Source organism: Pedobacter sp. ASV1-7, from assembly GCF_040203335.1.
Lineage (GTDB): Bacteria > Bacteroidota > Bacteroidia > Sphingobacteriales > Sphingobacteriaceae > Pedobacter.
Map to the genome: position 1 here is coordinate 39,150 of NZ_JBEHBV010000010.1, position 22,825 is coordinate 61,974.

Sequence of the window (22,825 nt, forward strand, 5' to 3'; positions counted from 1 at the left end):
GGTTATAATGTCAATTCCTGATTCATTTGCGGACGACGTTTTTTCCGCTTTTTTCTTCTACGCGGCATACCCGTACCATATTCAGGCTGCGTTTTGGCTAATAGTGCCTCTAAAAAATTGGTCTTTCCTTCAGGGCGTACATCATCTTTTAGTGATTGCCGGATATCAGTACTTGGTTTTACTTTAGGTCTTATTGATGGTTTATTCTCCTGAACAGTCTTCAGACTCGCAGCTCTAAACCGATCCGATATTGCCTTCGCGGTATAAGCCTTACCCAGATCACTGCCATTAAATACAGTCTGGCTATGATGATCTACAAAAGTGACCCCGAAAATAAAACCCTGTGCATTCTGACGAAAAGCCACCTCAACACCTTGCTTTTTCATTTCCTGCTCAAACTGAGACCTAGACATTTTACCCGGTAGACTTAACACCTGCTCGATCCGCTGTTTCAGACCAGCCTTATACTGTTTTCTCTTTTCTACATTTCTGGCAAAAAGCTTCTCCAGGTTTTTCAGCGTCGGCCTAACATAAAAAGCACTCGCCTTTACTGGAACCCCTATGGGCACACCTTTTTCATCCAGCATGGAAAACATTAATCCTTTATGCTTATACATCGGCGTATCTTCCCCGCCACGTAAAGCCACCACATTGAAACACTTCAGAATGGCATTAAATTCAGCCAGAGAAGTAAACTTATAATCCCGGGTTACTGCTGTCAGAATATTGCTGATGGCTCTTTTGGTCGGCATTTTACCATATTTAACTTTTCCAGGTTCCAGTTTTTTGATCCCAGCTTCCTTTTGGATTTTCGTTGATTCAGCCTTCACCAGGTTAAATTCCGTCTCAATTTCTTTTCTGGCCAATTCTGACTGAAGGGCATTGTTGTGCAAGTCTATCCGTTTCCCCTGGGCGGTGATATTTGTAGTCACAATATGCACATGCATGTGCGCAGCATCATCGTGACGGTAAACCAGGAAAGGTTGATCCCCGTAACCAATCCTTTCCATATAACGGTTCGCGATCTGCTGTAATGTAAAATTATCCAGCTGCTCACTGGAATGGAAGTTCAGGGAAATGTGCAAAGTGTTAGTACCCACGTCCGGCCTCAATTCCAACAGGTGTTTAAAGCGATTCAGTTTCTGGTTAAAATTCATCTGCTCAATCTCCCCCGCAAAACCACTGGCCATAATTAAACTGGCTTCTCCCTCGTTAACTTTGTTCTCATTGTAATGCAATGCCCCCCTAATGGTCTTGCCCGGAATTATTCTTGCAACCATTTGTTCGCAAGTTTGGAAATGATGATTAACAGTTCGTCCACCTTAACATCAATCCTTTGATACTGATCCGCTGCTTTTATCGCATAGAAACTGCGCTTGGTTTCAGACTTGTCCTGGTTGAAACTGCGCGTGATCTGGTTGATGTTGACACCAATTGCTCTTAATTCTTTGCGAATTAATGCCAGCTCTTCCATAGTTGCATTCATTGTAATGTCCTTATAAAAGAGGGTAATCCTCTCCTGGCTCAGGATCTTTCTCGCAACCCCACCCACAGAATGACAGTCACTATTCCGGCTGATCTTATCTAACCTGAGGTAGACTTTTTCAGTTACCCTGGTTCTGACAAAATGAGTTAATATGGCTTCAGGATGGGTTGATTTCTTTCTGGGCATAATCGGTTTATATTGAAATAAAAGAGGCAAGTTCCGCAGCCTGTAAAAAGGTTTTCGTGGACGAAAATATATCTTTGCTTAGACCACGCGGGCTACAATAAGCTCCTTACAAGAGTGCTTTTAAACGCTTGTTGGTGATTGAACTATGGTGAATGGATTGGCTATTATTTACCGGACGGTTTGTTCAGATATCCGAGGTGGCTTGAACTGTTCCAGGGGTACGAAGCTCCTTAGGAGTTGCCGGATTTTGATACGTGGTTCGGCCTTGACTTTCTTTAGTTTCAGGTAAGGACTTCCTTTATATTTTCTGCCCTTCAGATTCGGGTCTTTGGTTTTCCTTGATGGCAATCTTGTTTCCTCTAGTTGCGCTTTCAGTTTTATGGTTTTGTTCATGGCTATATGAATTGATAGCCAAAGGTGGAAAGGGAGAAAATGGGTTGGTCACTAGTAGAGATAAATAATTATACGAGCGAGACCATTTTGCTCAATATATTAAGCACCATCCATTTCCAATTGGAAAGAAAAGGACTTAAAAGAGGGCTATAAAAGCCCTTCATCTCCGAAGGAGAAATATTTGTCTTTAGATAATATGATGTGATCCATTATTTCCAGATCAAGAATTTTTCCTGCTTCAACCAATCTACGGGTAATGATCAGATCAGCCTGACTTGGTTTAATATTTGAACTTGGATGATTATGCGCCAATACCAGGCTTGATGCTGCGCATTTTAAGGCAATTGAAAAAATCACTTTGGGATCCACTAGAGTTCCGGCAAAGCCTCCTCTTGAAACTTCTGTCATACCGATCACATTGTTGGCCCGATTTAAAAGGAGAATAAAGAATTGTTCAGTCATTTCAATCCTGCCTAAATCCCAGTTGTTATACAGAATCTCATAGGCATCTTTAGATCTGCAGATCCGGGGTCTTTCACTGGCTTTAAATTTAGGCATATAGGATACTTTGATTTCGGATACCATGAACAAGGAATTTTGAATTTGCGCTTTCATCATCTTAATTTTTAATTGAAAATTTGATTAATTATGCGCTGGGTCCAGACAGCTGCTGAGCAAGCAGGGATTGCAGCGGAATAAATGGGAAAGCGGGCAAATACCACAGGAGCGTTTATGCCGAACAATTTCTGCGCCCCGAAAGCAGCTGGCTAAATTGGTGTAGAATTAATAGATAGCAGGCCCACTCCATTACCAGCTACAACGCATGTTTTGTCACCATTATTCATCGCCCCTACCAAAAATCAGCTGTTTCCTTCGTCATTAGTTATATAAATTTATCACTAGTAGAGATCAACGCAAAAACATTATCCATTATTTGCCTAAGTAAACTTTAACACTAATTTATATCAATATAAAATTAGCAATAAGCAGGTTTTAGATATCATATCTAAAAAAACATACAAAATAGCATTTAAAAATTATCAACCAGAACAAGGAAAGGAACACACTAATTATGAAAATAGACATCGTGACAATGGAGGAATTGCAACAATTCAAAACAGAGTTTATACGGGAAATGAGAAGCCTTATTATAGACAACAAGCCTACACAAACGACTGAATGGCTAAGAAGTATAGAAGTGAGAAAGATGCTAAATATATCACCTGGCACTTTACAAAACCTGAGAGTCAGTGGGACACTCCCCTTCAAAAAGATTGGAGGTAGTATGTACTACAACAAACAAGAAATTGAGAAAATGATGAAAGGAGAATAATATGAGACCTTACAACATGGATTACCTGAATATACAGAAGCATACTTTAACCCATTATTTTCAACGTATGGCACTTGATGAACGACTATTACCTACCCATATCAGTCTCTTTATGGCCTTGTTTTACTTTTGCAATAGCCAGGCGCCAGAAACACCATTTCAGGTAAGCCGACCTAAACTCATGCGGTTTTCACGTATCAAATCAATAGCTACCTATCACAAGAATATTAACGAGTTAACAACTTACGGCTATATTGAATACAAACCATCCTGGCATCCTCAAAGATGCAGCACAGTTAAGTTGATTATTTAAACAGAAAACAATTGAGTTCATGTTTGCCTTGGTTGCCAAATCAAGCGTCTGAAATACTAAATCTTCAGACGCTTCATTTGGGTTTTATATCGCCTGTTGGAATTTATCTCTCAATAAAGCCATATCCTCACTAACTTTAATATCCAGTATCTTGGCATAGATCTGCGTAGTTCTGATACTGGTATGACCCATCATTTTTGATACAGTTTCTATTGGCACACCATTTAATAAGGTAACAGTGGTAGCAAAGGTATGCCGGGCCACATGTGAACTAAGTGGTTTACTGATATCACATAGAATAGCGATCTCTTTCAAATATTCGTTCATTTTTTGATTGCTGGCAACCGGCATTGCCTTATTTTGGTTGATGCAATATGCATTTTCACGATATCGGTCTAAAATCATTGTAGCAGTCGGTAACAAAGGGATAGCAGAACGGGTACCCGTTTTCTTTCTGTGGGTAAAGATCCACCTGTTGCCATCAATACCTTTGCTGATATCTGATAGTTTTAGTTTCTGCACATCTGCATAAGCAAGCCCCGTAAAACAGCAAAACAGAAACACATCCCTTACCTGTAAAAGCCTTTGGGAACTGAATTGTTTTTCAGCTATGCGCTGCAATTCATCTTCGGTTAGAAATGGGCGCTCTACAGGCTTAGATTTGAGCTTATAGCCTAACATTGGGTCTGCATCCATCCATTTTAAGCTGATACAGATGCGGATGATCTTCCCAAAGTTTTTAAGGTATCGGATCGCTGTATTGTTCGCACAACTGTTCTCGGTCCTCAGATAAAACTCAAAATCGCTGATAAAGGCGTGATCTATTTTTTTGAGACTGATATCTGCAATCTTGTATTTCTCCTGCATAAACGCCTTAAGATGTCTTTCCAATACCTCAAATCGCTTTAGTGTTCCTATTGCATATTCGATACCAACCAAAGCTTTCATCTTCGCATTATGATCCTTAACCGCCTCCAATAAAGTATGCGCTTGCTCTTGCTTACCTGCAAATTTATTTTTGATGCTTTGCGCTGTAATCGCCACTCCTGCTAGGCTTAATAATTTATGTGCCTGGTATACCATTGCTTGTAGATTATCCAGATAAGCATTAAAACTTTTAACACCTTCCTTAGTCCCCCTCAATCGTCCAGTTCTTGAGCTCCATTGTTTTGGCTCGCATACCCTACCTGTTGCAATCTCAGAGCGTTTACCTGCCACGGTAATTCTTAAATAGATAGGTGCACTACCAGAAAGGTAGTTTTTTTGTTTCTTCATGTAGAAGAGCAGACTGAAATTGGTTTTCATAATCAAAGATTTAAGGTTAACAAAGTTAGCCTTGCAGTCTTTACGCATCAAGTCGTTCATATTTTGAACTACTTGAATAACAAATAGTTATGTATCATTCGGTGAGTAAATCGGAACCTCAAATTACTCACCGAATCGCTCACCTATTTTTTGCGATCTTTTGAATATTTTGGGGTCTGCACTAAATGCAAAAAGCTTGCAATCATTTGATTTGCAAGCTTTTATACGTTTTGTTACTATCCTCTGTGATCCCGCTGGGATTCGAACCCAGGACCACTACATTAAAAGTGTAATGCTCTACCAGCTGAGCTACGGAATCAATAATTCTTGTTGAACTATTACCCTAAGTGTTTCCCTTTTGAGTGGTGCAAATATAGGGTTAGAATATATATTGTCCAAACAATTAATTAACAAATACCGTAGTACACTGATATTAAGCCACATTATTTACAATCGCTCCTTAAATCGCAACTATTTTATGCTAAAAGGAGCGTTAAACAACCATAAAGTTAATTTAAAGAACCGTTACCAAGCCTAAATATTGACTATTACTTCTTCTTTTTCTATCTTCAGATACGAAAGCCAGGTAAGCGTGTACTGTTTTACCAGAAAAATTTTTCTGTAATTTAAATACTCCAGTTTCAAATTGTCGTTTTACTGCTGCAGTATCAAATTCGGCTTCACATCCATCAATATCATATAACATGAACATTGCACGATCATCATGCTCACGTTTCCCGCCAGACCAATTAAATGTAACCGTATTAGTATCCTCTGATACCACAGATGCGGTTTCTGCTAGATCCATATCACCATAGAGCAGTACGCCCTTCGCCTACGCTACGAATAATATCCTGATCATCTAGCCTATACCCTACTACTGTTCCTACTTTTCCCTGAAAACCACCTAAAATTCCGTTTTTAATAATTGCCATAATTTAAGTTTTAAAGTAAATAATAACACCTCTCAGAACTTTCTTACCATTAACAATAGGTAAATATAATTTAATAAGTATTAAACAAGAATTCTACACGGATTAAATAGGCATTTGTCCCTGTTAAGTCCCTGTTGGACCCCTGTTTTTTCCCTGTGTGTTCCCTATAGAATTTGAGCTTAAACAGATAATATCCCTCATCTGCACTTTACTTAAACTACATTAATTAACTTTAAGTCACGCCTAACCTGGCATCCACTAACTATGAATACCTGACTCAAAATAACACTGTAAAAAAAGCTGATTATCAACAATATAAGCACAGAACGAGCTTATTCCAAATAATTTATAATTATTATTTTTAAAATTTAATTAAACCGTCTTATCAGAATGTCCAAGGCTCTTATCAGGACTAACTACATCACGAACCAATTGTTTTAATTCTTTTATTTCAGGAAATCTCCCCTCCTCCTTGCGATCAAAAACAATTGCTCCATCAATACTAATGATATAGGCTCCCCCTACTTCTGCGGGTTTCAACATTACACCTCCGATTTCATCAGTAAAAGTACTTAACAGCTCTTGTGCCATATAGGCTGCTCTTAGCATCCAGCCGCATTTCGGACAGTATTCAATACAAACAGTTGGTTTTAAAGCTTTCATAATACTCAAAACTAAACATTATCTCAATACCTGGGGAATATCAACCCTATTCAATTTAAATCCTGGAGAAAAAATCCAACATGACAAACTGTATCACAGACAATTACACTAGATTATTTTTGAGATCAAAAAAATAAATATTATAAAAAAGTTCAATCAGATGTACAAAAACGGCGTTTTTAAAAATACAATAAAAATAAAATTCTTTCCTTTAAATAAATTGTTATTTTTGATTATTAGCATTCTCTAACTCAAAGAAAAATGAAAAAATTTCAAAAAGCTCTTATCTACATAGCCCTGGTGTTATTCATCGTGATAGGCTCAGCTTTAAGCTATGTAAAATTCGCCTTACCTAGTGTTGGTGATGCCCCTGATCTTAAAATCGAAGCAACTGCAGAACGCATCGAACGTGGTAAATACCTGGCTAATCATGTTACACTTTGTATAGATTGTCACTCTCAACGAGATTGGACTATATTTTCCGGACCTCCTATCCCTGGTTCTTTAGGTAAAGGTGGTGAAAAGTTCGATGAAACGATTGGATTTCCCGGCACAGTGTATTCATCTAACATTACTCCGTTCAATTTAAAAAACTGGACTGATGGCGAACTTTTCCGCTTGATTACAACTGGTGTGACAAAAGATGGAAAGGCTCTGATCAATCTGATGCCTTATCCGGCATATGGTAAAATGGATAAAGAAGATATATATGATATTATAGCCTATATCCGTACATTGCCTGAACAATCTTCTGAGATTCCTGAACGTAAACTAAATGTACCTCTGAATTTCATAGTTAATACCATTCCTGCTCCTGCTTCATTGCAAACAAAGCCTTTGCCTTCTGATACTTTAAAATATGGTGGCTATCTGGTTAATGCAGCAGCTTGTGTTGATTGTCATACGAAACAGGATAAAGGCAACAATGTGAAAGGGATGGAATTTGCAGGTGGCAGGGACTTCATGATGCCTTCAGGAACTGTATATTCTATGAATATTACAGCTGATAAAACTACAGGTATCGGAAACTGGACTTCAGAACAGTTCATCAGTAAATTTAAAAGCCATGCACAACCTGGTAACGTTGACGTTGACAGTACAAAAACCAATAATCAGTTCCAGACACCGATGCCATGGACCATGTATGGAGGTATGACAGAAAGTGATTTAGGAGCAATGTTCGCTTACCTTAAAACCATCAAACCTATCAGCCACCAGGTAACCAGGTTTGTTCCTAAAAAATAACCAACCAGGCATTTTAATTAAGCCTGTTTCTATTTAGAGACAGGCTTAATATTTTTATAAATAAAATTATGAATTGAATTCGTAGTGACTTTTACATCCGTAGTAAGGTACCAGATGTTGTTGATTTTTTTACCCGCACTTTGCCCATCAAGTGGAAATCTTGCCTGATCTATCTCTTTATTTTTAGCGTTCAAAATTGCTCCAGCAAAGCTCATTAAAGTAAAACTAGCCATACTGGTTTCTAAATTTGGTAATACTTGTGAAGCTAATACCGGAAACTTTTCCGGGCCGGCATTTTTCATTTTATTAAATAAAGCTACCAATACAGACCTTTGTCTCTCTGTACGTTCCCAATCACCATTACCTACCGCTCTAATCCTGGTATAAGCAACAGTTTGGCGACCACTTAAATTTTGAAGACCAGCATTTTTTACGTGTATAGCTGGTATTTTATCATATATAGCCAGCTCATTAAGGTAGTTATTCAGGAATTCAAGTTCAGCTTGTTTTACATTTACCTCTACTCCACCCAATGCATCTACAATCTTTGCAGCACTGTAAAAATCAACATTCACATAATCTTTAATATCCATATCAAAGTTCTGATTGATGGTTTTTATAGCAAGTTGTGGCCCTCCAAGTGAATATGCGGCATTTATTTTATCTTTTCCGTGTCCCTCAATATCTACATAAGTATCTCTCATGATTGAAGACATTTTTATTTTCCCACTTTGTTGGTCTAATGAAATAATCATGATCACATCAGAATTGGCTTTATCACCATCCTGACGCCTATCTACCGCAAACAATGCAAGATTTGTAGGGGGATTTGTTATGGTTTTCAACCTATCCATCGTTTTTTGAGAGATACCCAACGCCGCTGGAGTCCTGTTTAATTGCACAGCTACAGGTTTGGTTTCTGCATAACCATTAGATGTTTCTTGTGCAAAACCATTAAATGCTGCAACCATTAAAAATATAAATACCGTTAATTTTTTCATCGTTATAATCTTAAATTTTATTCAATATATACGATACATTATGCAACATCCCTGCCGCACTTTTTTAAGTGTAAGATGAATTTGAATATTGAGATGAATTTTGATGATATTTATATAAAAGAAAAACTGAAAAACAAACTAAATCAAATCATCATGAAATTTTTAAAAGGACTATTATTAGCATTTGTTGGGATTGTAATTCTAGCATTGATTATAGCATTATTTCTTAAAAAAGATTATGCTGTAGAGCGTCAAGTCACCATTAATAAGCCTAAATCTGAAGTATTTGAATACATTAAGTATGTTAAAAACCAGGACAACTATAGCGTCTGGAATAAAATTGACCCTGCATCTAAAAAGACTTATACGGGTACTGACGGTACCGTTGGCTTTATATACGCCTGGAATAGTGAAAATAAGAATGTCGGCAAAGGCGAACAGGAAATCACCAATATAAAGGATGGCGAACGAATTGATATGCAATTGAGGTTTATGGAGCCTTTTGAAGCAAAGGATGAAGCTTATATGACTACTGAAGATACGGGGAATGGGCAAACTAAAGTAAAATGGGGTTTTAATGGTAGAATGGCTTATCCAATGAATATCATGCTCCTTTTTATGAATATGGAGAATATGCTGGGCAAAAGTCTACAAGATGGATTGAACAGCTTAAAAACAATTATGGAAAGTCAGAAATAAATAATATAAACATGAGCATACAATCCATTAATCCAGCTAATGGGAAAGTCATCAAATCTTATAGGGAAGATACTCCAGATGCAGTTATGCGCAAAGTATCTCAAACTCATAAAGCTTGGCTCAGTTGGCGAAATAATGATTTTTCAAACAGATCTGCATTATTGATAAAACTAGCTGATCAGCTTGATAAAGAGAAAGAGAGCTTAGCGCAATTAATGGCTTACGAAATGGGAAAGCCAATTAAAGAGGGTATTGCAGAAGTTGAAAAATGTGCATCAGTTTGCAAATATTATGCAGCGGAAGCTCAGGGCTTTTTAAAAGATCAGCTGATCAAAACTGAGGCTCAAAAAAGTTATGTAAGTTTCCAGCCCATCGGTGTAGTATTAGCTATCATGCCATGGAATTTTCCATTTTGGCAGGTATTCAGATTCCTTGCTCCTGCTTTAATGGCTGGTAATTGTGGTGTACTCAAACATGCTTCTAATGTTCCTGGTTGTGCACTTGCAATTGAAAAACTCGTCAAAAATGCTGGTTTCCCTGATCATGTTTTTCAAACATTAATGATCGGTAGTAAGGCTGTATCTAAAGTAATTGAAAATCCTTTAATTAAAGCAGTTACCCTAACTGGAAGTACTGAAGCTGGAATTAAAGTTGCCTCCCAGGCTGGCGGACTACTTAAGAAAACCGTGTTAGAACTTGGAGGTAGTGATGCTTATGTGGTTTTGGCCGATGCTGATCTGGAAGTAGCAGCTGAAATTTGTGCAAGCAGCAGACTGATCAACAACGGACAAAGCTGTATCTCTGCAAAAAGGTTCATTGTTGTTAAAGAAGTTGAAAAGAAATTTACAACTCTTTTTGTAGAAAAAATGAAACAGCGAAAAACTGGTGATCCTTTAGAAAAGGATACAAACCTTGGCCCCATGGCAAGGGAAGATCTGAGGGATGAACTTCATCAGCAGGTATTGAAAAATATTGAATTGGGAGCTAAATGTATTTTGGGAGGTCAGATTCCAAAATTCAAAGGTAAACATGCTTATTATGAACCCACAATACTTACTGGTATAAAAGCTGGAATGCCTGCTTACAATGAGGAAATGTTTGGTCCTGTTGCAGCTATTTTGACAGCTAAAGACAATGAACATGCAATTAAACTGGCTAATGATACAAATTTTGGCTTAGGCGCTGCAATTTTCACCAAAAACGTAACATTAGGTGAGGAAATTGCCAGAACAAAATTGCAGGCTGGTTCCGCCTTTGTAAACGCACTGGTTAAATCTGACCCCAGATTGCCATTTGGTGGCATCAATCAATCTGGATATGGTCGTGAATTAGGTCCATTCGGAATTCAGGAGTTTGTTAATATCAAAACGGTATACGTTAAATAAGTTACCCTTATTCTGTAAATTCAAAAGAATTATCAATATCAGCGGGAACCATTTCCTGAATTCCCGCTGATAAAAAGATCTTATTATGATCGTATCCTTTATCCTCCCTGTAACGAATAGCCCGATCACTATAAAGTGAAGCGTAACATTGCTTTATAGCATGAAGTAGCGCGTAATTTCCTTTAATATTCAGGTACGAATCATGAAGCCCTGCAAAGTCTGCCTCCGGAGCGTCTTCAGCTATTGCAGTACTCCGTACAGCAACTCCTAATCCTGTATGATTAAATACGGATTCATAACTGGCAATAATGGCCATACCAATATCATTCGCTAAACGACCAGACAAAATAAGTGCCCTTGCTTGTCTGCCAATATCTGTTAAATTATGGTAATTTATTCTATCTAAATCTTTCATTAGCAATGAAAGTGGCCAGGTCAGTTCATTATAATGCAGAAAATGTCTGTATGCAGAGGCTGTAACTACAAATCCTCTGGGAACTGCAATTCCTTTCGGGCTTAAATTTGCGTACATCTCACATAATGATACATTTTTTGCACCTACTTCAGCGATATCTTTAGCGCCAATCTCATTATATATTTTAATATAATCCATCTTTTCAAATTTAGAAGATAGGGCACAAAAAAATAATGATTTATATCATATTAAAGGCTGATAATAGTTAGTTATGTAAAGAGAACGAAACTATTAGGATAACATATGTGCTAAAATCGGCTGGCATTTTTCGCGACATGGTGGATAAAATTCGCCATGCTTCCAGTGTGCTGATTTAGGAGATAAGCCCCACCAGAACTCTGCCAAGGCCAGAGGCTCCATCCCGTTATTAAAAGCATATTGCAATAATTTAGGGGCTGCACACTCTCCTGCTCCAGCTGATGGTTTTCCGGCTACAGTATGTTCAAAAACCTGCATCAGACCTTTTGAAACCCCAGCACGATTTAAAAAATGATATTGCTCGAATATACGATCCTGTAACGCATTTGAATGATTCTTCCTAAATAGTTTTAAGTGTTGAATTTGCAGATTAAGACTTTCATTTTCCAGTGTTTCCAGACTTCTGATTTCTTCACTCATCCGACTTAACTCCTCCATTCCTGTATTTAGAAAACCTCCTACCTCCAAACCGTCAAAAATGGGTGGGACAAATTTAGGAAGATGATTTTTACCTGCCAGTTTTCCTGAAAATGCAGCCAGATAACCAATTTTACCTTCTTTAGTACGAACAACTAATACACCAAACATCTTTCCTATAACCACTCCTTCAGCTTCAGCTAACAATCCGAAATTATGCTCCCAATCCTGTTGATGCTGCAGATGATGTTGTAATTCCGTTGCTGCTAACCTACATAGAGGATGCAACTCATTATTGATTGAGAAACTTAAACCACTGACAAGTTCATTGATTTCGATAGATTCACCAAAGGACCAGAACGCAGAATTTTCAAAATTTATATTATTATTCAGACTGTATTTTTTTAAGAAGCCGCAAAGGTAAAGCTTATATTCCTGCGCTACAAATCTTTTGCAGACGACAAAAAGGCGGAGAAAGATTGACATTCTTCCTCCGCCTTAAATCACAGCAGATCTCTTAAAAAAGCCGTTTCTCTTATCGAAAAACGGCTTTATAATTTCTAAACGCTGTTCTTATATCAGCTTAAAGGCGCACCTACAGCTATATCGCATCTATGGCCCGGAGCCCCATGAGCTGGATTTAATTTTACATCTTTAGCATTAGGTACAGCTTGCTGCTGAACTTCTGGTTGCATATTTACAGGAGCTTCTACTGCCTTAGGTTGTGCTGGTAAGTTTTCTGCTACTAAATCTGCACCAACAGGAATTGCACAATCGTGAAATGGCTGGCCATGTTCAGGATTCTTAGTTGGTCTTTGTCCTGATGGTACAGTCTGAGTTGATGCAGAAGGTACACCAGTTGGTGTTGGTATGATTACATCTTGTTTTTTTTCTGATCCAGACTGGCAAGACGAAAAAACTAAGGCCATCAGACCTATCATTAACATTCTATTCATTTTGTAATTTTTATGAGGTATTTGTATCGACCTGTGCTATACAATCTGTAAATAACGAAATAGTTCAGAAAAGTTAAAGCATAAAAATGTAAAATTAACTACCGAACAGATTTATAATTCACATTGTAACCTTGTTTTGTTAAGACCAGTTGCCAGAGCTGATTTTTACCACTTCTGAATGATGCTGCACAGATATTCAAATAATATTCCCACATCCGGTAAAATCTATCATCATATTGTTCTTTTAAAGCAGGCCAGGCTGTTTTAAACTTTCTGAGCCATTCCATTAAGGTCAGATCATAATAATGACCAAAGTTATGCCAGTCCTGCAGTACAAAATACTGCTCAAAAGCCTGACAAATCCTTTTAGCTGATGGAATTACACCATTTGGAAAAATATACCGATCAATCCAGGGATCAGTTATGTCTTTTTGTTCAGTGCTTCCTATAGAATGTAAAAGGAACAGTCCATCATCTTTAAGGTTACGATAAACTGTATTCATAAAAATCGGGTAATTTTTAGGGCCAACGTGCTCAAACATACCTATGGAAACGATGCGATCAAACTTTTCATTAATTCCTCGGTAGTCTTGCATTCTGATTTCTACAGGAAGATTATTGCAACGCTTTGCTGCCATCTCAGCTTGTTTTTCAGAAATGGTAATCCCGGTTACATGTACATTATATTTTTCTGATGCATATTGTTCAAAACCACCCCATCCACATCCAATGTCCAGCACTTTAAGACCAGGTGAAAGCCATAGCTTACGACATATCAGATCTAGCTTATGTTCTTGTGCTTCATCAAGGTCTTTTGCATCCTCCCAATAAGCACAGGAATACATCATATATTTATCTAACATCAGTTCAAAAAGCTCATTGCTTAAATTATAATGCTTTTCGGCCACTTTAAGCACTCTGTTACCGGATTGCCGATTCATTAATTTAGCGGATAACATCAGGTACAGCAAATGCAGATTGCGTCTGACTTTTTTGTCGAGATTGAAATGCAGAATGCGATATAAAAAATCATCCAGCCTGTTACAGTCCCACCAGCCTTGCATGTAAGACTCACCCAGTCCCATAGAACCTTCACTTAAGATGGTATCATAAAATCTATTATCATTAATCTGAATGTCAAATGGAGCGTTACCATTTATTTTAATGTCTGCAACAGCAAGCATTTTTTCAATAATTTGACGACAGTTCATAATTACTTGATATTGTTATTTAGCCGGGATCACATCGCTGCAATTTTAAAAACCTTCTTCATCTGAATAGCTTGTAGCAACTGATCATAGGGTTTATTGAATTTATCAATTCCTTCTTTTTCTAATTGATTGCTAATTGAATTCAGGTCGATATCAATTTTTTTAAGTTGTTCCAGGGTATAAATTGCCTTATCCAGATTGTGTTCTAATCTACTTGCCGGATGTCCATGATCTTTAAAAGCCATCAAGGTTTCCATTGGTATGGTATTGATGGTCTCAGGACCAATCAACGCATCTACATATTTCGTGTCGGAGAAAGAAGGATCTTTGGTTCCGGTACTTGCCCATAAAACCCGTTGTGGTGTTGCTCCTAATGCTTGTAATTTCATAAAACGATCGCTTGTAAAGATGTTTTTATATATCTGATAAGCTTGTTTTGCACATGCTATTGCAACCTCTCCTTTCATTTCTGGATATCCCTTTGCTTCAATTTGCGGGTCAACAACTACATCAATACGACTTAGAAAGAAACTGGCCACAGAAGCAATATGATCAATAGGTTGTCCTGCTGCAACCCGATCTTCCAAACCTGATAAATAAGCATCAGCCACCTGCTCATATCTTTCCAAACCAAATAAAAGAGTAACGTTGATATTGAGTCCTTCGCTGATTGTTTTACGAATAGCTTGCAGGCCTTCAATGGTAGCTGGTATTTTTATCATTACATTTTCGCGATTAACCTTATGCCAAAGTGCTACAGCTTGTTTGATTGTTCCGTTAGCATCATGTGCCAATCTTGGTGAAACTTCTAAACTCACATATCCATCATCACCATTGGCAAATACAGCCGCAAATTGATCTGCTGCATTTTGTATATCTGTAATGGCTATTTCATAAAAAATTGCCTCATTATCCTGCTGCCTACTCGCAATCTCCTTGATCTGTTCATCATAGGCGGGGCTACTGCTGATTGCTTTCTCAAAAATTGCAGGATTGGAAGTCATACCCCTCAGGCCATCTTCCTCTATCAGCTTTTTCAACTGACCAGAAGAAATCAGCATACGATCAAGAAAATCCAACCATACACTTTGGCCAAATTCATGCAGTTGCTTTATTTTATTTGTTTCCATAATTTAAAATTTACTAACCATGTTATAGTAATGGTGAATCTTCAACATACTTCTCATCTAAGCTCAATGGTCCTGAACCAAAGTAACCAATCAACACAGCGGCACCAAGCATTGAAATATTTTTCATGAACATTGCCAACTGCATTTGCTGTATTGCAGGATCTGTAGCAACCCAGAATGGATGCATAATGAAAGTAACGGGCACCAAAAAAATTATTATTAAGAAAGCTCCCAGCCGGGCTTTATATCCTAAAATGATACTTAAAGCTCCAAGTGCTGCTATTACACCAGAGGCCGGAACAAAAAAACCTGCTAAAGGCACGCCCATAGAAGCAGAATATTGAATATTTTGAGCTGAAAAGTGACCAATTGAAGATGTTAAAAAGATAAGGCAGAACAAAATACGCCCAAGCAATACAAAAATTTTCATAATTACCTCTTTAAATAATAAACACTATACATCCTCCCTAAAAAGCAATAAAGGTAAGTAACTATTAAAGGTTAGTTTACGGGTTAAGCTACTATGAAACAAACTTTCAAGGAATCCATACAGTTTAGGAACAGTAATGACCAGTTGTGCTCCTTTCTCTTTTGCAAATCCCATTATTCCTTCAGCGGTATCACTATGATCAATATAATGATATTCAGGCTCATGCTCATCCCAGAATTCATGTAACTGACTCATCTCTTTAAGGGTGTCTGTTGTAAAATGCTTTCCTTCAGAATCAACATTTAAGATTAGTAATTTTGCACCTAAGGATTGCAGGAAAGTCTTTATCGCCAATACCGGTGTAGCCTCAGATACCCGTTTCAGATCACAAGCAAAAACAATTGTCTTTATAGGCTCGAACCTTGCTACTGAAGGGATAATTAGTAAAGGAGCTAAACACTCTTTAACAAGACTAAGTGTATTGCTACCAATCAACACCCTTTCAAGGGTATTCTTCCCGGTAATTCCCGCCACAACAAGGCCGATATACAGCTGCTGTACAAGTGTATTAACCCCATAAATCAGTTCTCTTTCATCAGTACGAACCTCTATTTCAGCCTTTAACGCATCTGTTTCTTCCAGTTCACTCTTCAACTTATTAATATTTTTAAGGCTCGAATCATGCGATTCCATCGGGAACCCTGAAATAGGTGCAAAGGAAGTAGCAGGAAGTGCTATTGATTCATAAGAATGATACAGGAATATTTTTTGGGTATTCAACTGCTGAGCAAGTTCAGTTGCATATTTTGCCGCATTTGATGCTTCATTAGAATAATCTGTCAGCACCAACATATTTTTAACACTGTACCTTTCCATCAGCTTCTTCTCTATCGCCCATTCAAGCTCCTCAAAATCCTTATTCGAAAAGTTTCGGGAACCAGGTTGCATAATTTTCCAGTCACCTTTAGGTGAACGGTCTAATAAAATCGGGTCCGACTCTTTCGTCACCAGTTCTACTTTAAATTTCTGATGATGACTATGTTCGGTAACAATTGCATTCAGGTTCAGATTACCCGCCCTGAACATTACTGAAAATGTTTCCATGATAACGTTCCTCCATTTTTAAGTACGTTAATACACAAGCATTAATTCATATAAACCATAACAAACCAGAATCGTATTAGTTCCAGATTTGTGTAACTTAATTGGCTTGACTACCTTTGCTGATCTAAAAATATCCTTTTGTAAAAACTCCTTATGTACGAAAACAGAATCAAGAGAGCGGAATTAATAGACAAAATAATTACGCCAGAGCAAGCTGCTTCTTTATTTAAAGACAAGATGGTTGTAGCCTCCAGTGGTTTTACAAAATCCGGAGACAGCAAGGCTGTTTTACCTGCATTAGCAGAACGTGCAAAGAAAGATCCATTGAAAATTACTTTAATGACGGGGGCTTCTTTAGGTTATGGAACAGATGGAGCCCTGGCTTCTTCTAACGCTTTATCTTTAAGGTTACCCTTTCAGGTTGATCCGGTTTTGCGTAAAGCCATTAACAATGGTGAAATTATGTTCATAGACCAGCATCTGGGAGAAACTGCAAATCTTTTACGTGCTAACAATTTCCCTAAAATAGATATTGCAGTTATAGAGGTGGCTATGATTGAAGAAGATGGCAGATTAGCACTCACAACTTCTGTAGGCAACTCAAGTGCATTCGCATTACTCGCTAATAAAATTATTATAGAGGTAAACCTATGTATTCCTGAAGAAATTATTGGACTACACGATATTTTTTCTACTGGTGAATACCCGAACCGTTCAGAGATTCCAATTGTTGCAGCACATACCCGCGTAGGTTCTACACATGTTCATGTAGACCCGAATAAAATTGCAGGTATTGTAATTACCAATAAACAAGATAGCCCGGCAGAAATCTCAACACCAGACGAAGCAACTGTAGCTATGGCCAGACATCTGGTTAACTTTTTTGATCAGGAAGTGAAAAAAGGAAATCTTACGAGATCACTTCTTCCTTTACAAGCCGGAATCGGTAAGGTAGCCAATGCAGTTCTGGATGGTTTTAGGGCAGGTGATTTTGAGCACTTGACCATGTACTCCGAAGTTTTACAGGACAGTACTTTTGATTTGCTGGATTCAGGAAAAATGGATTTTGCTTCTGGTTCATCTATTACTGTATCTGAAGCTTATTATGATCGTATTTTCAACAACTTAGATAAATATAAAGACAAAGTTATTTTACGTCCGCAGAGTGTGAGCAATGCAGCTGAAGTAATTCGCAGACTGGGGGTAATTACAATGAATACTGCATTGGAATGTGATATTTACGGCAATGTAAATTCTACACATGTGAGTGGGATCAATATGATGAATGGTATTGGTGGTTCTGGTGATTTTGCCAGAAATGCTTACCTGAGTGTATTTGTTACCCAATCTTTAGCAAAAGGTGGAAAGATATCGAGTATCGTTCCAATGGTATCACACGTTGACCATACTGAGCATGATGTAGATGTAATTGTAACAGAACAAGGTCTGGCTGATCTCAGAGGATTAGCGCCACGTCAAAGAGCTCAAATGATCATTGATCACTGTGTGCATCCGGATTACCGGATGCAACTACAGGATTATTTTGATCGGGCACTTGAAAGAGGTGGACAAACGCCACATATACTTGAAGAAGCTTTTAGCTGGCATACCAGATTAAGGGAAACTGGAACAATGAAAGCCTAAAGATATGTTTCAAGCCCTACTGAGCCATATTAATAGTATTGTTAACCTCAATAGACGAGGTTTACAATAGCAACACACAAAATAACATTAAAGGTGTAATTGCAACATTTGGCACTTCAGCAGAAGCTTTAATGGATATAAAGAAGGCCTTAGTTATAAAACAGGTTTATTTACGAAGCTGCAGGCACTTTAAATAAAATGCCCTTTTGGAAATCCAAAAGGGCATTTTATTTAAAGTGTTTTTATGTATATAAGAATACTAGCGCTCAACGAGCTCTTTTACAGAATCTCCATAATGATCTATATGTTCACCGTCCATCGTTAAAAGTTTATGCCATCTCTTGAACGTGTTGACAAATACAATTAGCATTAATATCATAGCTACCAATGCAAGGAATGCCAATAAAAATTGTTCCTTAGGCATATAGACATTTACAATCTGCTCATAACCGGCCCAAAAGGTAATTATAGCCATAAACACACCAGGAATGGCTGCACACAGTGCATATTTTCGTCTGTTCATCCGTATCAGCATCGTTGTACAAACAATCAGTCCACATGCCGCCAATAACTGGTTACTGATTCCAAAAAGCGGCCAGATGCTACTCACATTACCAGTATACACCAGATAGCCCCATGCAAAAGTGAACAAGAAACTACTGATAATAATTCCTGGTATCCAGTTCTTATCATTGAATTTAGGGATAACATTACCCAGCATTTCTTGTAAAAAGAATCTTCCAACTCTGGTTCCAGCATCGATAGCAGTTAAAATGAATACCGCTTCGAACATGATGGCAAAATTGTACCAGTAAGCCATTACATCATCCATGAAAGGGATCTTGTTAAAGATATGAGCCATACCTACAGCTAAAGATACCGCTCCACCTGTCCTGCCATGTAGATCTACACCAATCATTTCACTAAAATGATCGAGGTCTACCGTATGCAATTCCGGATGTTGGGCAATGAAAGAGTCGTACATTTCCTTTGGAGTGTTGATTGCAAAATAATCGCCAGGTACCAATGTACAAGCTGCAATAAGCGCCATCAGGGCAACAAATCCTTCAACTAACATTGCTCCATAACCAACAAAAAGGATTTCCTTTTCATTATTTAACATCTTAGGAGTAGTTCCTGTAGCAATAACTGCGTGAAAACCAGAGATGGCACCACAAGCAATAACAATAAAGATAAAAGGTAATACCGGACCACCGATTATTGGTCCACCGCCACTCACAAATTCAGTGAATGCTGGCATTTGCAAGGTTGGATGTACAAAAATAACACCCACAGCCAACATTAAAATCGTACCGATTTTTAAGTATGTCGACAAGTAATCACGTGGTACTAATAACAACCATACAGGTAGTACTGAAGCTAAAAATCCATAAACAGTAATAGATATAGAGATGGTTTTAATATCCCAATGGAATATATCACTTAGCATTTTGATTTTCATCAGCTCATGTCCTCCGATAATCGCTGCAATCAATAATACCCCACCTATAATACTTGCTATAGTAACACTGTCTTTTCTATACCTCATGATCAATCCCATAATAACCGCGATAGGCATCGTTGCAATTACAGTAAACAAAGACCAGGATGCTTCATGCATGGCACTGATACAGGCCAGTGATAAACCTGCTAAGGTTAAAATCAGGATAAATAAAATCGCAAATCCGGCTATAATACCAGTTACCTTACCAATTTCTTTACCAGCAATAGTCGCTAAGCTTTCTCCCTTATGTCGTACTGAAGCAAATAAAACGACCATATCGTGAACACCGCCTGCCAGAACACATCCGATTAAAATCCATAATGTACCAGGCAAATAACCAAATTGTGCTGCCAATACAGGACCAACTAATGGTCCGGCTGCAGCAATAGCGGCGAAATGGTGTCCGAAAAGTACATTTTTATTAGTTGCTACATAATCTTTACCATCAGCAAATTCTATGGCAGGTGTGACATTTGCTGCATTTAACCGCAATACCTTGTGGGCTAAATACAATCCATAATACCGATAGGCAATAGCAAAAACCAATAGTGAGACAAACACTAAAGTAAGGGCGTTAACGCCGTTTAAAAACTCCATATTTAATTATCTGTTTTTTAAATATATTTCTATTCTATGAAGCATTCCTGATGTTTCAGGAATGATCATATCAAAATCATTTTGTGAAAGTACATTTTTTTTTAATAAAAATCCGCCAACTTTTTGATCAAAAATAAAATCTTTCAAAACATTGTAAAGAAATTAAAAAAGTACCTATTCAACAAAAAATAGGAATCTTTATTTACTCAATTCATTCTTAATTGTTTGGAACTAATAGTATGGCATTAGCGGCTACAATACCGGTAGCATCAGTTGTTAACACTTTAATGTAAGGATTATTTGCAAAGCTAAATTCAAACTCTCCTATCTCTACCCAGGTACTGCTTGTTTGCCCTTGTATCTTAACCTCATCTAATCTTAGCGAGATCATTTTCATTTCTTTTCCATTATAAATGGCCAACTGGACAGTTTTGTTGTTTGATTTACTTTTAGGGAAATAATAATAAGCTTTATAACTACCTGATGAGGCTTTCGGATTGAAGTTAAACTTCACATATTCATCTGCTTTCTTTGAATTATTTTCAAGATGATATTTCCCATAACCCTTTGCCATGATTTTTTTCCAGTTTCCTTCCATTTGTACAGCAGTGCTATCAGCCACCTGGCTAACCAGGTCGGGTTTGCGAAAATCGGCTTTAGGATTAGCTTTCAGTATTACTTTAATGGCACTTGCGTTTACATCCTGTACTTTAATTTTCTTATCAATAGCGATGCAAGCTGCAACCGCAGCTGATTGTCCCAATACCATGAATACAGGTTCCATCCTTATTGAACCAAAGGCTATATGCGATGCAGATAAACAGACTGGAACCAAAAGGTTGTCGACCTCATTTCTTTTAGGAATAATGGCGCGATAAGAAATTGGGAATGGTGGGAACCCACCTACTTCGACATTTCCTTCATTTTTAACCATCCCATTGACCACTAATCGGTCGCAATTGTGCGAGTCCATAGTGTATGCAGCATAGCCAATATCATCTGTGACTACTTCTCTTCCCTGACAATGGTTCTGATTCATAACGACTTCTCCTACCAGTCTTCTGGCTTCACGGATATACAGTTGTGGCGACCAGTGGTTATTGTCCAGATACTCGTCTTTCGGATAACCCCAAAGTTGCATCTCTTTTCTGATGAATTCAGGAATTGCCGGATCGTTCCCAACAAAATATAACAATCCTTTAGTATAATCTTCATGTGCTTTTATGATCTCTTTTCTTTTCAAATAGCCAGCTTCCGGATATTCCCAATTAGCTCCGATCATGTCTGTCGACATTCCATTTCTGTTGTTGATATCTGTTTTAGAATTTGGCATCCTGCTCCAGATAAATACGTCGTTCAAACCCTTCCATGGTTGTATTTCTTTTTGTCTGATTAAGAGTTCATATCTTTTTGGATTGTAATTATCAGGTTTAGTGATTGGGATTCTATTCTTAGGGTCATTTGTTAAAGCAATACGGAAGTTATAGGCTTGTACCTTTTTATCTCCGGTTCCATCAGGTAACAAGCTTTCCTTGTTAATCCCCCATAATAAACCACTTGCAGGATTACCCTTTTCTACATAAGGATCTACGCCATCAGGCAATTGATGGCCTTTCAGAAATTGTACACCACTCAGGGTTTCATTATAAACTTTATTATCTTCCCTACCTACAAAATAACTTGCTCCCGCCTTAGCCATCAGATCACCTTCGTAAGTACAGTCTAAGAACATTTTTGCTTTAACCCTAACATGCGCAGCACTTTTATGATCCAAATCTGCTACTACAATTTCTTTAATACTACGGCCAGTTTTTGTTACAATTATCAACTGATTCTGATAAAGTACTTTTATACCACCTTGCTTTATGTAATCATTAAAAATGCCTAAGGCTACTTTCGGCTCAAAAATCCAGTTTTCAAGGTTACCATAATGAGCACCAAGTTTTCTATAAAAATCTAAAGCCAGGCCTGATACCACATACTTGTTTCCAATATCAGTTTGCCCTAATCCTCCTGCACTAAGTCCACCTAACCTATTTCCGGGTTCTATTAATATTACTTTTTTACCAGCTTTGGCAGCGGTATACGCAGAAATCACTCCTGCCGAGCTACCTCCGTAGATACAAATATCTACAGAGATTTCTTTTATTGTATTTGCTACACTCAGCAAAGAGCTCAAGCATATTAAAAGGAATGGATACCAGGCTTTTTTCAT

General features: G+C 37.8%; 23 protein-coding genes and 1 tRNA gene. 6 read left to right on the forward strand and 18 right to left on the reverse strand.

Features of this window, described 5'->3' with window-relative positions; genetic code table 11:
* Window positions 1-2: 2 nt before the first annotated feature.
* The 4 genes from ABDJ41_RS19960 to ABDJ41_RS19975 all read right to left on the reverse strand — a co-directional run bounded on the left by ABDJ41_RS19960 (window position 3) and on the right by ABDJ41_RS19975 (window position 2,683).
* The gene (locus tag ABDJ41_RS19960) at window positions 3-1,280 is read right to left on the reverse strand and encodes a relaxase/mobilization nuclease domain-containing protein (RefSeq protein WP_349787883.1); all 1,278 of its coding nucleotides are present in this window, start codon (window positions 1,278-1,280) and stop codon (window positions 3-5) included.
* Window positions 1,265-1,672, reverse strand: coding sequence for a plasmid mobilization relaxosome protein MobC (gene mobC / locus ABDJ41_RS19965; protein ID WP_349787884.1), 408 nt, complete (start codon window positions 1,670-1,672; stop codon window positions 1,265-1,267). The genes ABDJ41_RS19960 and mobC overlap by 16 nt, the downstream gene beginning before the upstream one ends.
* Before the next feature lie 168 nt (window positions 1,673-1,840).
* Window positions 1,841-2,065, reverse strand: a complete 225-nt coding sequence (locus ABDJ41_RS19970; RefSeq protein WP_349787885.1) for a hypothetical protein — start codon at window positions 2,063-2,065, stop codon at window positions 1,841-1,843.
* Between the two features lie 147 nt (window positions 2,066-2,212).
* The gene (locus tag ABDJ41_RS19975) at window positions 2,213-2,683 is read right to left on the reverse strand and encodes a JAB domain-containing protein (RefSeq protein WP_349787886.1); all 471 of its coding nucleotides are present in this window, start codon (window positions 2,681-2,683) and stop codon (window positions 2,213-2,215) included.
* 454 nt (window positions 2,684-3,137) lie between these two features.
* Here ABDJ41_RS19975 and ABDJ41_RS19980 point away from each other — a divergent pair, with 454 nt between their 5' ends.
* Both ABDJ41_RS19980 and ABDJ41_RS19985 read left to right on the forward strand, forming a co-directional pair.
* Entirely contained in the window at window positions 3,138-3,398 is a 261-nt protein-coding gene (locus ABDJ41_RS19980; protein WP_349787887.1) for a helix-turn-helix domain-containing protein, read from the forward strand.
* 1 nt (window position 3,399) lies between these two features.
* Entirely contained in the window at window positions 3,400-3,711 is a 312-nt protein-coding gene (locus ABDJ41_RS19985) for a hypothetical protein (protein WP_349787888.1), read from the forward strand.
* Window positions 3,712-3,795: 84 nt separating this feature from the next.
* Here the strand turns inward: ABDJ41_RS19985 and ABDJ41_RS19990 are convergent, their stop codons facing one another.
* From ABDJ41_RS19990 to ABDJ41_RS20005, 4 genes are all read right to left on the reverse strand, one after another.
* Complete coding sequence (locus ABDJ41_RS19990) at window positions 3,796-5,016, reverse strand: site-specific integrase (protein ID WP_349787889.1); 1,221 nt, start codon at window positions 5,014-5,016, stop codon at window positions 3,796-3,798.
* A 246-nt stretch (window positions 5,017-5,262) separates the two neighbouring features.
* A tRNA-Lys gene (locus ABDJ41_RS19995) sits at window positions 5,263-5,335 on the reverse strand.
* 195 nt (window positions 5,336-5,530) lie between these two features.
* Entirely contained in the window at window positions 5,531-5,824 is a 294-nt protein-coding gene (locus ABDJ41_RS20000; protein ID WP_349787890.1) for a DUF6266 family protein, read from the reverse strand.
* 499 nt (window positions 5,825-6,323) lie between these two features.
* Window positions 6,324-6,614 (reverse strand): Rdx family protein, encoded by a 291-nt coding sequence (locus tag ABDJ41_RS20005; protein ID WP_349787891.1) that lies wholly within the window; start codon window positions 6,612-6,614, stop codon window positions 6,324-6,326.
* A 261-nt stretch (window positions 6,615-6,875) separates the two neighbouring features.
* Between ABDJ41_RS20005 and ABDJ41_RS20010 the strand changes: the two genes are divergently transcribed.
* Complete coding sequence (locus tag ABDJ41_RS20010) at window positions 6,876-7,859, forward strand: c-type cytochrome (protein WP_349787892.1); 984 nt, start codon at window positions 6,876-6,878, stop codon at window positions 7,857-7,859.
* Between the two features lie 29 nt (window positions 7,860-7,888).
* Here ABDJ41_RS20010 and ABDJ41_RS20015 read toward each other — a convergent pair whose 3' ends face one another.
* Window positions 7,889-8,860 (reverse strand): LCP family protein, encoded by a 972-nt coding sequence (locus ABDJ41_RS20015; protein ID WP_349787893.1) that lies wholly within the window; start codon window positions 8,858-8,860, stop codon window positions 7,889-7,891.
* 153 nt (window positions 8,861-9,013) lie between these two features.
* On the opposite strand from ABDJ41_RS20015, the gene ABDJ41_RS20020 reads away from it, so the two are divergent.
* Together ABDJ41_RS20020 and ABDJ41_RS20025 are read left to right on the forward strand one after the other, a co-directional pair.
* A complete protein-coding gene (locus ABDJ41_RS20020; RefSeq protein ID WP_349787894.1) occupies window positions 9,014-9,559 on the forward strand; it encodes an SRPBCC family protein in 546 nt (181 codons plus the stop codon).
* Window positions 9,560-9,570: 11 nt separating this feature from the next.
* Entirely contained in the window at window positions 9,571-10,944 is a 1,374-nt protein-coding gene (locus tag ABDJ41_RS20025; RefSeq protein ID WP_349787895.1) for an NAD-dependent succinate-semialdehyde dehydrogenase, read from the forward strand.
* Window positions 10,945-10,951: 7 nt separating this feature from the next.
* Here the strand turns inward: ABDJ41_RS20025 and ABDJ41_RS20030 are convergent, their stop codons facing one another.
* From ABDJ41_RS20030 to ABDJ41_RS20060, 7 genes are all read right to left on the reverse strand, one after another.
* Window positions 10,952-11,557, reverse strand: coding sequence for a PEP/pyruvate-binding domain-containing protein (locus tag ABDJ41_RS20030; RefSeq protein ID WP_349787896.1), 606 nt, complete (start codon window positions 11,555-11,557; stop codon window positions 10,952-10,954).
* Between the two features lie 93 nt (window positions 11,558-11,650).
* Complete coding sequence (locus ABDJ41_RS20035; protein ID WP_349787897.1) at window positions 11,651-12,520, reverse strand: hypothetical protein; 870 nt, start codon at window positions 12,518-12,520, stop codon at window positions 11,651-11,653.
* 92 nt (window positions 12,521-12,612) lie between these two features.
* On the reverse strand, window positions 12,613-12,990 hold the full coding sequence (locus ABDJ41_RS20040) for a hypothetical protein (protein WP_349787898.1): 378 nt from the start codon (window positions 12,988-12,990) through the stop codon (window positions 12,613-12,615).
* A 98-nt stretch (window positions 12,991-13,088) separates the two neighbouring features.
* Entirely contained in the window at window positions 13,089-14,201 is a 1,113-nt protein-coding gene (gene cfa, locus ABDJ41_RS20045) for a cyclopropane fatty acyl phospholipid synthase (RefSeq protein WP_349787899.1), read from the reverse strand.
* Between the two features lie 29 nt (window positions 14,202-14,230).
* Window positions 14,231-15,331, reverse strand: a complete 1,101-nt coding sequence (gene tal / locus ABDJ41_RS20050) for a transaldolase (protein WP_349787900.1) — start codon at window positions 15,329-15,331, stop codon at window positions 14,231-14,233.
* 22 nt (window positions 15,332-15,353) lie between these two features.
* Entirely contained in the window at window positions 15,354-15,761 is a 408-nt protein-coding gene (locus ABDJ41_RS20055) for a DoxX family protein (RefSeq protein ID WP_349787901.1), read from the reverse strand.
* A gap of 24 nt (window positions 15,762-15,785) precedes the next feature.
* Window positions 15,786-16,865, reverse strand: a complete 1,080-nt coding sequence (locus ABDJ41_RS20060) for a universal stress protein (RefSeq protein ID WP_349787902.1) — start codon at window positions 16,863-16,865, stop codon at window positions 15,786-15,788.
* Window positions 16,866-17,018: 153 nt separating this feature from the next.
* Here ABDJ41_RS20060 and scpC point away from each other — a divergent pair, with 153 nt between their 5' ends.
* Window positions 17,019-18,509, forward strand: coding sequence for a succinyl-CoA:acetate CoA-transferase ScpC (gene scpC / locus ABDJ41_RS20065; protein ID WP_349787903.1), 1,491 nt, complete (start codon window positions 17,019-17,021; stop codon window positions 18,507-18,509).
* Between the two features lie 259 nt (window positions 18,510-18,768).
* On the opposite strand, the gene ABDJ41_RS20070 is transcribed toward scpC, so the two are convergent.
* A complete protein-coding gene (locus ABDJ41_RS20070; protein WP_349787904.1) occupies window positions 18,769-20,610 on the reverse strand; it encodes a carbon starvation CstA family protein in 1,842 nt (613 codons plus the stop codon).
* Between the two features lie 217 nt (window positions 20,611-20,827).
* A complete protein-coding gene (locus ABDJ41_RS20075; RefSeq protein WP_349787905.1) occupies window positions 20,828-22,825 on the reverse strand; it encodes an FAD-dependent oxidoreductase in 1,998 nt (665 codons plus the stop codon).